The 13,889-nt window shown below is 38.8% G+C and carries 14 protein-coding genes; 9 read left to right on the top strand and 5 right to left on the bottom strand.

From position 1 onward, the window contains the following. Positions 1–196: 196 nt before the first annotated feature. On the bottom strand, positions 197–559 hold the full coding sequence (locus MKX49_RS03315; RefSeq protein ID WP_063591950.1) for a group I truncated hemoglobin: 363 nt from the start codon (positions 557–559) through the stop codon (positions 197–199). Positions 560–935: 376 nt separating this feature from the next. On the opposite strand from MKX49_RS03315, the gene MKX49_RS03310 reads away from it, so the two are divergent. Continuing rightward, entirely contained in the window at positions 936–1,682 is a 747-nt protein-coding gene (locus MKX49_RS03310) for an ABC transporter ATP-binding protein (RefSeq protein WP_340874946.1), read from the top strand. Further along, positions 1,679–3,643 carry an ABC transporter permease gene (locus tag MKX49_RS03305; protein ID WP_340874943.1) on the top strand — a complete coding sequence of 655 codons (1,965 nt, stop codon included), beginning with the start codon at positions 1,679–1,681 and terminating at the stop codon, positions 3,641–3,643. Before MKX49_RS03310 ends, MKX49_RS03305 begins: the two co-directional genes overlap by 4 nt. A gap of 21 nt (positions 3,644–3,664) precedes the next feature. On the opposite strand, the gene MKX49_RS03300 is transcribed toward MKX49_RS03305, so the two are convergent. Then, positions 3,665–4,663: a sensor histidine kinase gene (locus tag MKX49_RS03300; RefSeq protein WP_340874941.1), complete on the bottom strand. Its 999-nt coding sequence runs from the start codon at positions 4,661–4,663 to the stop codon at positions 3,665–3,667. Further along, the gene (locus MKX49_RS03295) at positions 4,660–5,334 is read right to left on the bottom strand and encodes a response regulator transcription factor (RefSeq protein WP_340874938.1); all 675 of its coding nucleotides are present in this window, start codon (positions 5,332–5,334) and stop codon (positions 4,660–4,662) included. Before MKX49_RS03295 ends, MKX49_RS03300 begins: the two co-directional genes overlap by 4 nt. A 445-nt stretch (positions 5,335–5,779) precedes the next feature. Here MKX49_RS03295 and MKX49_RS03290 point away from each other — a divergent pair, with 445 nt between their 5' ends. From MKX49_RS03290 to MKX49_RS03275, 4 genes are all read left to right on the top strand, one after another. Further along, a complete protein-coding gene (locus MKX49_RS03290) occupies positions 5,780–5,989 on the top strand; it encodes a hypothetical protein (protein ID WP_048689679.1) in 210 nt (69 codons plus the stop codon). Between the two features lie 588 nt (positions 5,990–6,577). Next, complete coding sequence (locus MKX49_RS03285) at positions 6,578–7,450, top strand: DMT family transporter (protein WP_340874935.1); 873 nt, start codon at positions 6,578–6,580, stop codon at positions 7,448–7,450. Between the two features lie 420 nt (positions 7,451–7,870). Further along, positions 7,871–8,458, top strand: coding sequence for a chromate transporter (locus tag MKX49_RS03280; protein WP_034315014.1), 588 nt, complete (start codon positions 7,871–7,873; stop codon positions 8,456–8,458). Continuing rightward, positions 8,458–9,009 (top strand): chromate transporter, encoded by a 552-nt coding sequence (locus MKX49_RS03275; RefSeq protein ID WP_336863094.1) that lies wholly within the window; start codon positions 8,458–8,460, stop codon positions 9,007–9,009. Before MKX49_RS03280 ends, MKX49_RS03275 begins: the two co-directional genes overlap by 1 nt. A 35-nt stretch (positions 9,010–9,044) precedes the next feature. Here MKX49_RS03275 and MKX49_RS03270 read toward each other — a convergent pair whose 3' ends face one another. After that, positions 9,045–9,521, bottom strand: coding sequence for an Lrp/AsnC family transcriptional regulator (locus tag MKX49_RS03270; RefSeq protein ID WP_034315019.1), 477 nt, complete (start codon positions 9,519–9,521; stop codon positions 9,045–9,047). Positions 9,522–10,548: 1,027 nt separating this feature from the next. On the opposite strand from MKX49_RS03270, the gene MKX49_RS03265 reads away from it, so the two are divergent. The 3 genes from MKX49_RS03265 to MKX49_RS03255 are packed head-to-tail and all read left to right on the top strand — an operon-like array spanning position 10,549 to position 13,073. Then, complete coding sequence (locus MKX49_RS03265; protein WP_340874930.1) at positions 10,549–11,874, top strand: HAMP domain-containing sensor histidine kinase; 1,326 nt, start codon at positions 10,549–10,551, stop codon at positions 11,872–11,874. After that, on the top strand, positions 11,852–12,529 hold the full coding sequence (locus MKX49_RS03260; RefSeq protein WP_340874928.1) for a response regulator transcription factor: 678 nt from the start codon (positions 11,852–11,854) through the stop codon (positions 12,527–12,529). Before MKX49_RS03265 ends, MKX49_RS03260 begins: the two co-directional genes overlap by 23 nt. 1 nt (position 12,530) lies before the next feature. Next, complete coding sequence (locus MKX49_RS03255; RefSeq protein ID WP_340874926.1) at positions 12,531–13,073, top strand: TVP38/TMEM64 family protein; 543 nt, start codon at positions 12,531–12,533, stop codon at positions 13,071–13,073. Between the two features lie 233 nt (positions 13,074–13,306). Here the strand turns inward: MKX49_RS03255 and MKX49_RS03250 are convergent, their stop codons facing one another. Then, entirely contained in the window at positions 13,307–13,864 is a 558-nt protein-coding gene (locus tag MKX49_RS03250) for a hypothetical protein (RefSeq protein WP_230177227.1), read from the bottom strand. Between the last annotated feature and the right edge of the window lie 25 nt (positions 13,865–13,889).

Below are 13,889 nucleotides of genomic sequence, written 5' to 3'. Positions count from 1 at the left end.
CATAATACATAACACTCCAGACATAAGTCAATAATATATTTTCCATTTTTCTGAATTTTACAAAACGGTCATTGTCTTTGTAATTTTCTTAAAACGCAACTTATTTAAAAATCATTCTTTTGGAAGTCAAAAACATGTAACAAAAGGATAAAAAATCCAAATAAAAACCCCCAAATAATGGGGGATGGATCGATATTCATTTATACAAAATATCATCTTTTAGTGAAGCAACTTTAGTCAAAGCTGTATCTATATCAGCTTCATTCACTCCAAAGTGAGCAAGTGCATCGTTAAGATGTTTGACAATGGCATTGAAATGGTCTGGTTGCAGATTCAATCCTTGGTGCGCCTTTGCCATGGATTGTCCAGAATATTGTTTTGGGCCGCCTAATGCAAAACTAATAAATTTTGTCTGATGACTCCGTTGCTTTTCCATATCCGTTTTTTCAAAAAAATGATTAACTGTCTCATCTTTAAGAACCAATTCGGAGTAAAAATAGTCCACAACTTTTGCTATCGCTTCTTCTCCGCCAACTTTTTCATATAGTGTTTGTTCCATATCTACACTCCTAATTTGTAATGAATAGAAGTATTCTTTGTAGAAAACTTGATTTTATTCCTTATCTTTCAATAATATCTCCTTCTGCTCTAGCACCCTTGCAACTAACCTGTCCCCTTAAATTCCGAAAGTGAAGTAAAGAACCGGTTAGTTCATTAGAAAATGATCGTAATCCATTTAACTCCCATTATTTCAACTTCTTGCCACCAAGTTGCTGAAAATGCATAATTGATATAGGTAATTTCATTTTTATGTTCAAGCTGTTATTTTCATTTTCAAATTGTAATGTGACAAAATTGTAATCTTACTTCCTGTTACATCTATGGTGGGGAAAGGAATGAATTTTATAGTATGTAACATGAGGAGGAGATTTTCGTTGCAAAAAGTATTACAAACTAAAAACTTATCTAAATCCTATGGAAAGTCACAGGTTTTAAAAAATATTGACCTGACCATAACTTCGGGTGAATTTACAGCTATTATGGGGCCTTCCGGTTCCGGAAAAACAACACTGATGAATGTGTTATCGACAATTGATAAATTTTCTGGCGGGGAAGTCTGGCTTGAAGAGCAGGCCCTGTTGGATTTGAACAAAAAAGCATTGCGCACATTTCGCCAAGAACGAATGGGGTTCATCTTTCAAGATTACAACTTGCTTGATACTTTAACGATTAAGGAGAATATTCTTCTGCCCCTTTCATTAAGGAAATTCTCTTCGGATGAGATGGAAAGAAGGCTGAGACCAGTCATTCAGGCATTGAATATTGAAGAGATTCAGGATAAATACCCTACAGAAGTTTCTGGCGGCCAGAAACAACGGGCCTCGTCGGCGCGCGCCATTATTACAAACCCTGCGATAGTTTTTGCAGATGAACCTACAGGCGCTCTTGATTCGAGATCGGCCACACAATTATTGGAACAGTTATCGAGCTTGAATGAAACGTTTCAAACGACGATCCTTATGATTACACACGATTCCTATGCAGCAAGCTTCTGTAAACGAGTCATCTTCCTGCGTGATGGGGGAATCGTAAACGAGCTTTATAAAGGTGACCAAAGTCAAAGTGACTTCTTTGATCGGATCCTTCACATCCAGAGTGCCATGGGAGGGAATCAAAGGTGAACTTACTGAATATGACGTTCCGGAACGTTCAGCGCAATTTCCGTGTTTATACGATTTATCTGTTTGCCATGATTACAGGTGTGATGGTTCATTTCACCTTCTCATCACTGATGTATAACCAGGATATATTGGATGTACTCAATAATAAGGAGAGTTTTCAAACGGGGGTGTCGATTGCCTCGGTGGTCATCTTCCTCTTTATCATTTTCTTTATTCTTTATGCTAACTCTTTCTTTATGAAGCAAAGAAAAAAGGAATTTGGACTCTATTTGCTGCTAGGTATGAAAGAAAGCCAGATTACTCGAATGGTATTCGTTGAAAATCTGCTCATTGGATCATTCTCACTTGTAATTGGAATACTCCTTGGCGGTCTGCTGTCCAAGTTTTTCGGTATGGCATTAATGAATTTAATGCAATACGATAATGTCATTACGCTGAATTTTCCTTATCAAGCGATCGGGTCGACAATCTTCCTGTTTCTCTTGTTAGCCATCATTGCAAGTATCCAAAGTTTCTTCATGATCAGTCGCGTACAACTCGTGGAGTTGTTTCATGCAAAAGAGAAAATGGAAAAACCGATACCATCTTCGGTCATTATGGCAGCTTTATCGTTAATGTTATTAGCAACGGAATTCTTTCTGATAAGCCGGGGCAAAGAATCAAGCATATGGCAAGATCACTTAACTTTTGCCATGATTGCTGTCACAGTCGGCATGATTGGCGGAACGTATTTGTTCTTCCGTCAGTTCTCCGGCTGGCTGCTGCAAAAGATCCGCCAGAAACATAACTTCCATGAAGGCAATCGGGTATTGTGGATCTCGTCATTACGCTTCCAAATAAGGTCGAATACGTTAAACCTTACCTTCATCTCTTTGTTCAGTGCGACCATCATTTTCTTGATCGGATTCGTTTCGATCAATTACGCTGTCCAGTTTGAAGCTGTCGGCAGGAATCTACCGAATGATATTGCGTTCCAATCATTGGATAAGGAAACTAACGAGAAAATTGATGCTAAGATAAAAAATTCCGACCACTCAATTGAATATCATAAAACTCTGGAAGCCTTAGTAGGAAAGCCGAATACAAACATGGACCTTGCTTTTGAGAACCCTGAGTATTTCTCAAAGGACGTTTTTCTTTTTCCAGAAAAAGCATATAACGAAATCATCTCATTGCGTGGAAATCAGGAGGAAATCCATTTAGAAGATATGGAAGCTGTAACTCTGTCACAAGGAACAGATTACCCAAAACCCTTCCCCTCCGATCAGCTTCCACGTTTTAAAGTGAATGTAAATGAAGATATCACTCTAAAACTAATAGAGAAAAAAGATTACGCATTATTAGGCTGGGCCAGCGACCCTGTTCAATCCATGATATTAAAGCCCGCAGTCCTGATTATTTCAGATGAGGCTTATCAAAACTTAAAAAGCAAAGCCAAAACGGTACATTTTGAAATTTATGAAATCGAAAATGAGAAGCAGGCTGATTCCTTATCAACTGATATACATGCCATTGTTACGAAAAAGCCCGACACTTACTATTCTTCGTTTGCTGATGTGTATTCAAAGCAAATAGAAGGTTCATCTTTAATGTTATTTGCAGCTGCTTTCCTGGCTGTCATTGCCTTGTTTGCATTGGCCAGCGTCATTTACTTTAAACAATTGCGGGAAGCAACGGAAGAACAAAGACAGTATTCCATTCTGCGGAAGATTGGAACCGCAGACCGTGAATTGAAAAGCGTGATCCGTAAACAACTTCTCTTTGTTTTCTTCCCTCCGCTAGTTTTAGGCATTTTACACAGCTGGCTCATTTTAAAATACTATATCCTGGATTCAGTACAAGATTTCCCGCAGCTTACCTCTATGCTCTGGTTCATCTTTGCTATATACTTTGTGATCTATGTATTGTTTTATCTGTCTTCCGCGAATCTCTACTACAAAATCGTAAATCAGAAATATTAATAAAAAACGCAATGGCCTTCATTAAGGTCTCATTGCGTTTTTTTGCATATTGAAATAGGGATCGACATTTTTGGGAAAGTGCATGACAAATTCGGTATACAAACCCGTTTCAGAGGTACAAGTGATATAGTGACCAAGTTTATTGGATAACTGCTGTGCTAAATATAACCCCATCCCTGTGGATTTTGTGTAGGTACGCCCGTTGGAACCTGTAAAACCCCTATTAAATATCCGTGGTAAATCAGTCTTTTCTATACCAATTCCATTATCTCTAATAATTAGCTGCTTTTCTTTTAAATCAGAACCTGTCTCAATCTTTATTTCCCCTTCTTCTTGCGTATACTTCAAGGAATTTGAAATTAATTGATTCAGGATGAATTGCAGCCACTTGGGGTCACTTTGGATGGTGGTTGGTTCAAGCTGTAACCGAAGGCGGATTTTCTTGGAAATAAATGTTTTGGAATGAGTTTTTATAACCTCTTTCACCAATTGGTCCAAATCACAATTCTTGATGTCATAATCCTGATTGAAGTTATCCAACTTTGCGTAATAAAGTGCCTGATCCACATAATGCTCTATCCTTGATACCTCATCATGAAAAATCTTGGCATCGATTTCTGTTTGCTGCATCAATCGCAGCACTGAGATGGGTGTTTTAATTTCATGAAACCACGAAACAATAAAATCATAATACTCGTTTTGCTTCTCATGAATCTGATTGAGAGACCTAATATGTTCCCTTTCCTTCTCTTCAAACAAATGCTGTAAAGAGGCTGCCTCTAAAGAAAGGTTCTCATGATCTTCGTCACCCCTTGCCCGGATTGCACGTAAACTTTGCTGATACCGATACAAAAAGAAAATAATCAATACGAAAAGGGTTAATACCACTGCATATAGAAAGGTGTTCCAGCTCCATGTCATATTGGGGTCCGTGTAAAACACGGCAGAAACCAGGCAAAAGATAAAAACGAATAAAACGATATAAGGCTTCTCGTATTTTAAAAATTGGATGAACCTCATTCGATCAGATACCCCATTCCTTTACGTGTCCCAATAAAGTCTTCTAATCCAATTCCAGAGATCTTCCGCCTTAATCGATTTACATTAACAGTCAGTGTATTATCGTCGACAAACTGTTCATCATTCCAAAGAGCTTGCATCAAGTCCTCTCTGGATACAATTTTCCCTATTCTGCGCATCATCAACTGCAAAATGATGAACTCATTACGTGAAAGTTCAATGGACTGATCCTCATATTGGATAGTTGAGTTTGTTACTTGCAAAGACAAGTCCCGGTGCGTTAATTTTAGGTTATGTCCATTTTGATAGGTATAATTCCTGCGTAGCAATGCATTGATTTTTGCTACAAGAACATCTAAATCAAATGGCTTCTGGATAAAATCATCCCCTCCCATATTAATGGCCATGATGATGTCCATGTTTTGATTTCTAGAGGAAAGGAACAGTATGGGCACACTTGAGATTGCACGGATCTGCTGACACCAATAAAAGCCATCAAAGGTTGGCAAGGTTATATCCAATAGTACCAAATCAGGCTGGAATTTCTCAAAATCATCTAAAATGTGGTCAAATTCCATTATCCCCACAACGTCGTATTTCCATTTTGTTAGCGTATCAGCCACAATTTTTCTAATTTTTTCTTCATCTTCAACTATCATAATTTTAAACATAACAATCTCCTATTCATGAATCGATAAAGGTTTACATGTTCTTTCATATCATTATGCTAATTATTCCAAACTCCTGTCATTTGTACAATACATCACTCAAGAATATGGCTCAATTAAAGTAACTATAGAGAAGGAATGCGATAGTGACACCCTGCCCCCCTTTTAGGGAATGTACAATTTGAACGTTGCCTCCAGGCACTCGCTTTCCGCGGGCGGTCCGCCATCCGTTCCAATCAGCTTTGTTTTAACTATGAAACGAGTTAGCCGACAATATTTTTTCAGCAATTAAATAACCACTAATGGGTAATGACATATCCTCAAACAGAAGGATACCCAAAAAAACTGAAGACATTAATTTTAAGATAAAAAAGTTACCAGTTTGGCCAAAAAATAAGTATAAGAATGTAATAGATTGGATAAACTAATAAAAAAGGAGTGGGAGATTATGGAGACTAAACTTAAAGAAGGAACGAAAGAAATGTGGAGCGAAATTAATGAATGTATAACTCGGAAAATCAATGAAAAGCATGATTTATCTTTTCAAAAGAAGAGCAATGATAATTATATGAATCTATATATTCAAACAGCCGTCTTACACACGTTATTTGAACTATCAGATGAGTTCAGGAAAATCGAAAGAAAATATAACGGATAGTGATGCTTCCGGAAAGGACATGCACTGAATTCACCATAACGGTGGATTAGGATTAAACTCTTTAAGGGAGCCTATTAATCCTAATCCACCTTTTCTTTCCAGCATTATTACTTACATCATTACCGCTGCCCGCAATTTGAACAGCATTATTACTGTACCATCTGTTTCCCTTCCCTATAAATCCCTCTTTCTATTCCAACTAGAATCCATGAACCAAATAGAAACCCCACCAGTTTTTAAGGTTGGGGTTTTTCCTGTGTTTAAGTTTTAGTATAATGCGAATGATTTTAATCGTACGCTAAGTTTAATACTATAATTTGTTGTTTTATTAATCTAAAATCTTGTATATTTAAATGAGTATTGTAATAACTTACTGACGTTTGAAACGAATGATCAGTAGCAGCTCCGAATAGCTTTTTAATTAGCTAAAATCATTGAAAATAAATATTTTTTGAAAGTGAGCTGAAAGCTGATGTTGTGGTCACCACTATTCGAAAATGATGTACCTGCAGTTTTTCTTCCTTAACGGCAGAAAACTTGCATCTCCGTTAGGGACTGGAATGTTTAGTTAAAACGGAGGGTACAAAAATGAAAAACACTATATTAGGTTCTTTATATTTATCACTCGCTGCCAGCATTTGGGGCGGGATGTATGTTGTGGTAAAAGTTGTGGTAGAGGTTGTTCCGCCGCTTGAATTAGTATTTTTACGATATGTAATTGCGATTTTAGCATTGCTGACAATTGGTTTTATAACAAAACAATCTTGGCGGATTGAAAAACGGGACTGGCTTCTGGTTTTCATTATAGGACTTGTTGGGAACACCATTTCCATCGTAACCCAGGAAGTCGGTACGCTGCTATCCACCGCACAAATGGGGGCCATCATCACTTCAACAACACCTGCATTCATGGTGATATTTGCACGCATCATTTTAAAAGAAAAGATCACTTTAAAAAAATCAATTTCTGTTATTTTAGCGACAATCGGTGTCGGTATCATTGTCGGAAATGCCCATATTGGCTCATCTCACCAACTTGGGGGCGTATCACTGCTTATTGCTGCGTTAACTTGGGCCCTTATGTCTGTTCTAATCAAACGTGTACCAGGACAATATTCACAAATTGTTATAACGACCTATGCCGTGCTTGTGGCAATTGTCTTTTTAACCCCTGTTACGATTAGTCGATTGGATGAGCTTGACTTTCAAGCCATCATGCATCCATCCATATGGGGCGGCCTTCTATACTTGGGCGTTATTTCAACAGCATGTGCCTTTTTACTGTGGAATCGCGGACTGCAAATGCTTACCGCTTCAAGTGGCGGACTATTTTTCTTTTTACAGCCTATAGTCGGTACTTTTTTAGGTTGGTTAATACTAGGTGAACAAATCGGCTTGCCTTTTTGGATCGGTACAATCTTAATTTTCACCGGTGTGCTATTAGTCATTCGGGAAGAATAACCCACATTAAGTTTATTAGAATTATATATTAAAAAATGTACCTTATAGAGCAGTCACTCTGAAACAGGCTGCCCATAGGGTACTTTTTTAGGTTTAAAAAAGGGGGCTTGTAGAAAAGTTGTTTTTTTGTTTATAATTTCTCCTTCTTATCCCCTATAAGGCGGAATCCAATAACCCATCGCACTAATGGGAATAGCATTATACTTGCTTGTTTGTCTAATGTAATCCAAACTTCCTTCCTCAAGGCAAAAAGATACTTTCTTTTGTTTATTTCAACCCATTATATCGAAAATCCCCAAAATTACATTCATTACGTAATTATTATCATAATTTTTTGTACATTTCGAAAGGATTTTTGTTATCATTAATTCATAATCTTGGAAATGAATGCTGAATTTTATAACAAAGGAGGAATCGTTTTTGAAAAATCCATATACGGAATTGACGATTGGAATGATGAGAACGGGGATATTAGGATTCGGCGGCGGGCCATCTGTCATCCCGCTCATCCGCCACGAAGCAGTTTCCCGTTATCACTGGCTTGACGATGATGAATTCGGGGACACATTGGCAATTGCCAATACGCTCCCAGGACCGATTGCCACGAAGATGGCTGCATATCTTGGTTATAAATTAAAAGGCTGGCCGGGAGCCATCGTAAGTGTGGCGGCTCACGTATTACCTTCATGCATTGCAATGGTTTTCTTGATTGCGTTCATTAATGTTCTAAGTAATTCGGCAATGATCAGTAATATGATCGCTGCTGTCATGCCGGTTGTCGCTGTCATGCTTGGTCAAATGGCTTATGAGTTTGGCGAAAAGGCGGTAAAAGGGTTAGGAAAGGTGCTCGGAATCACCTTTTTTGCGATTTCCTTTTTGCTTCTGCAGGTCATTTCCCTGCATCCGGGTATCGTCATTATGATGTTTCTTTTATATGGGGCGTTTCATTATAAATTAAAGGATAGATTGAAAAATAAAAAGACTGATAGGAAGGAGGAATCCGCTTAATGGGTATTATTATCCCAATAGGAGTTGCTGTTTTTCTAGCGTTTTTCATTGCCAATATTCTTGGTTACGGCGGAGGTCCAGCTTCGATTCCGCTTATGTATGATCAAATCGTTACCCGTTATGGCTGGCTTGATAATACCGAGTTCTCACAAATGCTTGCGTTAGGAAATTCACTCCCTGGACCCATCGCCACGAAAATAGCCGCATATGTCGGATATGATGTATATGGCTGGCCAGGATTTCTAGCTGCATTGGCAGGCACGATCATCCCTTCAGCCGTGGCTTTGATATATCTATTAAAAATCCTGCGAAAATACAAGCAATCGCCTATCGTAAAAGGCATGTCTCTACTTGTACAGCCCGTGATCGCGATCATGATGTTATTGCTCACCTGGAATATGGCAGCGGACGCGGTCGGGTCCATCGGCTACATCCATTCAGTCTTCATCGCTGGATTGGCCTTCTTGGCTTTAGGTAAATTCAAGATCCATCCTGCATTCGTAATCATTTTTGCCTTTGCGTATGGCGGCTTTATCATCCCGCTCACATAAATAAAAAAATCCGCCTGTATAGGGAGATTTTTTTATTAAAGCTTCATGCCCATCCGGCTTTTATAACGTTTAATGAGAATTTGGCAATCAACGCTGACAACCCCGACGACCGCATACAGTTTCTCATTAAGAAAGCGTTCCATCTCTTGATTATCAGTAAAGATTCCGTGCATATGGAGTTTACTCGGACCGGTCATATGATATAAACTCGTAACAGCCGGTTCACTTTCTAATTGCTGGGCGACCGATTCCAGATATTTTGGCTCAACCTCCACGTTAAAGAATGCCGAAACATGGATGCCGACCTTAGCTGGATTTATGACCGCAGTGAACCTCTCGATCACACCGTTTTCAACTAGATGATTAATTCTCATCTGAACCGCAACTCTGGAAAGCTCCACTTTCTTCGCTAAGTCGGTATATGAAATTCGTGCATCTTCATGTAAAACCGATATGATTTTCTTATCGATCTCATCAACTTTCAAGCTGGGAATCTTAAAGTCCTCCGCCATCTTACGTAACTCCTTTTCAATTTCTTTACTCCATTATCGCAGAGAACACCATCGGATCACAACAATCTTCCTTTTCACTTCTCATAACGCAAGAAATTTTTTCGTATCCCTTTTCAATGAACTCCCTCCTACTTGCCAAGAAATGTCCATCGTTTATGTAATTTTCAAACTTAAGGTGCATCAATTCAACCAGCTGGGTGCAGCCGCCAAAAAGATGAAATTCGATAGACTTAGAGCCCGACAAATTGACAACATCGCCCACACTTCCTTGATATCCTAATAGTCTGCAGTCCCCCTCCTTTCCCTAAGATTGAAAGGCGGGGGTTTTACAGACCGTATACTGCATGATAAAAGTTTATGAATAACCAAGGGACACTTCCTCAACCCTTTGATTGAAAGGTCTTTGCGATATTTTTGTATTCCTCATCATTGAGAATGCCCATTTTTTTGAATAATGCGGAATATGCCATTATTTTTTTCTGCGTACGGTTTGTACAATTCATATGGATCAGCTCCTTTTTTACATAGTATTCAATCACGACAAAATGTTTCCTCAATACAAAACATTTTGTATAAACTAAATCAAAGAAACGGTCCATTTTCACGGCAGTTTCCATTCGTTAGAGGTGTAATTAAAATAAGTTCTATATGAATAATTAGTAACAACTTCGAAAAGTGTTATGTTTAATGATTTCCGTATGGAAATTATGTTTTTCCACGGTTGCCGCATAGCAATCCTACGTATATGTTTTGGGAGGAGTGGCTAAATACAACCTGATTCCCCCCTGCACAGGACTTAAAAAAGTGACAGTTTTGGCCCATTAAACGGATTGTCTCTCTTGCAACAAGTCATCATTCGGATTATCGTTGTTTAATAGATGCGAAGAAATTGAAATAAACTGCATACTTTCTTCATACTTTTTCGCTAAACTGACTTTATTCAATAAGAAGGTGAATAATCCTGAAAATCTCCTTTAAACTCGGACTATCTATATTTATTTGCATTTTTTTGATGGAAACCGTCTCCATGATTTACTTGCATAATAAAGTGATCCATTCCCGTATCAATCAAGAATTGGAATCACTGAAGACCCGTGGCAATAGTCATCGTGATGTGTTGGAAATCACGTATTCCGACTCTACCCTTAAGCATATCGGCCTGATGGAATACCATACCGATACAGATGTCGTGATTACGAATACAAGAGGAGATATTCTGATATCTTCCGCAAAGGTAAATGGGGGAATGAACAAAATCTTGGCAAAAAACATCCGGCAAGTTCCCCGAAAAGGTATGGTCCTCCAATCAAGTTGGAAGGATGAAAGATATATAGCGACCATTACGCCATTTATCAGTGATAAAGAAAAAAAAGGCTATGTTTATATGTTCAAAGATACTAGGGAAGTTGAGGATTTAATTGCACAATTGAATAAGCATTTCCTTTTTGCGACTGCATTGCTCCTTTTCTTCATGCTTATCACCATTTATTTTCTATCAAAAGCTTTGACTAGACCGCTAATTTCAATGAAGGAAGCGACTACCAAACTCAGCAAAGGGAATTTTTCAGTGGCAGTGCCAGTACGATCTCATGATGAACTCGGAGAGCTTGCCCAATCCATTCAAAGCTTGGCTAATGAATTGAACTATTTAAAGAAGGAACGCAATGAATTTTTGGCAAGTATCTCCCATGAACTGCGCACGCCGCTAACTTATATCAAGGGATACGCTGATATTGCCCGCCGGAAAGACTTGAATGCTGCCGAACGAACACGATACTTAGAGATCATCCATGATGAATCCGAACGATTAAACAGCTTATTGGACGAACTATTCAATATGGCTAGAATGGATGTGAATACATTCACCATATCAAAAGAAACCGTCCAGCTCTCTTCATTCCTGCAAAACATTCATGAAAAAGTGCTGCCGGCTTTTACAAATGAAAGAATTCAATTGAATCTGGAATGTAAGGATGATTTATTTATAGATATAGATCCCTCACGGTTTGAGCAAGTCATTCTTAACCTGCTCGATAATGCGCTGAAGTACTCGAACGAATATACAGTCACCACCATCAAAGCAACTGAATGCCTTGGCAGGATTTCCGTCTCCATAATCGATCAAGGTGTTGGCATTCCCCCTGAAGATATCCCCCATATCTTTGACCGTTTATATCGTGTCGAGAAATCACGCGCCAGAGATACCGGTGGATTCGGATTGGGGCTCTCCATCGTCAAGCAATTAGTGGAGATACAAGGAGGGATCATTTCGGTTAAAAGCAACTTGGAGCAAGGAACGTGCTTCACTATCACATTTAAGGAGATTACAAATGAAGACAATAGTTCTGGTTGATGATGAACAGAGAATGCTTGATCTATTAGAGCTATACATTAAACCTCACGGATATACATGCATGAAGATGAAATCTGGACATGAAGCCTTACAGTTCTTATCGAATAAACATGCGGACATAGTACTTCTTGATGTAATGATGCCTAATTTGGATGGGTGGGAAACATGTGAAAGGATTCGTGCGTTTACCAACATTCCCATAATCATGCTCACCGCCCGGGATGCTGCACAAGAAATGGTGAAAGGGTTGAAAAAGGGCGCAGACGATTATATTACGAAACCGTTTAATGAAGAAGTTTTACTTGCCAGAATCGAAGCAGTGACGCGGCGAGTGCATAATCAGGATGATACTGTGATATTTAGAGGGCTAAAATTAAATGAATCCGCTTATGAAGCACATTATGATACAAAAACAATCCCATTGACACCAAAAGAGTTCTCACTGTTATGCTTGTTTTTAAAATCAACAGATCAAGTGTATTCCAGAGACCACCTGCTTTCGACCATTTGGGGATTTAAAACGGATACGGAAGATCGGACAATCGATTCCCATATTCGAAATATTAGAGAGAAATTGCGTCATGTCGGTTTTCCTGTAGATCAACACTTGAAAACGGTCTGGGGCATCGGGTATAAATGGAGTTCTGTGGATTGATATGAATTTCATTTCTGAGGCATTACTATCCAGCGGCCCTTTTTCCATTGCTGTAAGTTTAGTATTCAATATATTGATTAGCGTGCTTGGGTTTGTTCCAAGCGTATTCATCACGGCCGCCAATATCACCGTATTTGGATTTGAAAAGGGATTGATCCTTTCTTACATGGGGGAAATTGCCGGTGCAGTGGTCAGCTTTTGGTTATATCGAAAGGGCTTTCAAACATTCCAACCCAAGTTCATGAAGAACCGGTGGGTCATGAAGCTTCAAAAATCACAAGGGTTTCATGCATTTTGGTTGATCCTGATGCTTAGGCTCCTTCCTTTTATACCATCCGGCGTGATTAACCTTACAGCAGCATTAAGCAAGACGCGAATGATGATTTTCTTCCTCGCCACATCCATCGGAAAACTGCCTGCCCTCCTTGTCGAGGCGTATTCGGTGACACAAGTATTGAGGGCATCGGACGATATAAGGATTGTTTTGGTACTGTTGATTCTGGTAATCGCAGTCGTTTATTACATTAATAGAAATAAGTTATAATCCGAAATCTAACAAGTTGTTCTTAGGCAAATAACTATTCGTATATAAAACTGAAACGAAAACAAGGCTGCACCAGATTTTCCGTTTCTGGCTACCTTGTTTTCTTATTGGAAGATGGTAGTCTTCAAAAGTCTCTGTTTGCAATAGTATCTTAACACTACTATATGTGTTATCCGGTATGTGTGAGTAGGTGATATTAGCAAGCAAACATCCTATCATGTTTGCTTCTTAAATTATAGAAGATAAAATGTATTTCCTTCAGGACCGAGCGGCAGATGTCCATCTTCAAGCAATTCTACAATAAAGGAAAATGGGTTTTCTTCACCAGCAAGTTCAGCTGTACAAGCAAGAACACTTATATACATGGCATGTCCAACGAGGAACTTTATTGCTTTTTCATCCCTAAATGCGTTGAATGCATGTTTATATGCTCCATGAAAAACGGCCTCCGGCACTTTGTCCACGATATCTGCAAGCAGTTTTTCATTTCCAGCGGCATCGATCTTTTCCTTAAGTTGATCTGGTAATTCCTTTAGAACTTCCCAAAGTGTACTTCTTTCAAACGAAAGACAGCTGATTGCCTCTGAAACCTGAGTTGCCGAAAGCCACTTTATTTTATATTCACTGACGCCAATTGCGTTCATAAACTGATCTACTTTTCTCTCTGCTTCATTACACTTCACCCCGACTTGTGAATACCAGTCTATGGAAGTAAGTCGCACAATCATTTCATTGGCAGGCCGTGCGTCCGTACCGTACTTTTCTTCATTGATTATTCCGACTAAAGCCATATTAGTCCGCTCCTTTCATACCTTC

It is taken from the genome of Peribacillus sp. FSL M8-0224, assembly GCF_038003055.1.
Classification (GTDB): Bacteria; Bacillota; Bacilli; order Bacillales; family DSM-1321; genus Peribacillus; species Peribacillus frigoritolerans.
Note: the sequence above shows the minus strand (reverse complement) of the source record. Positions and strands in the feature narration are given on the sequence as shown.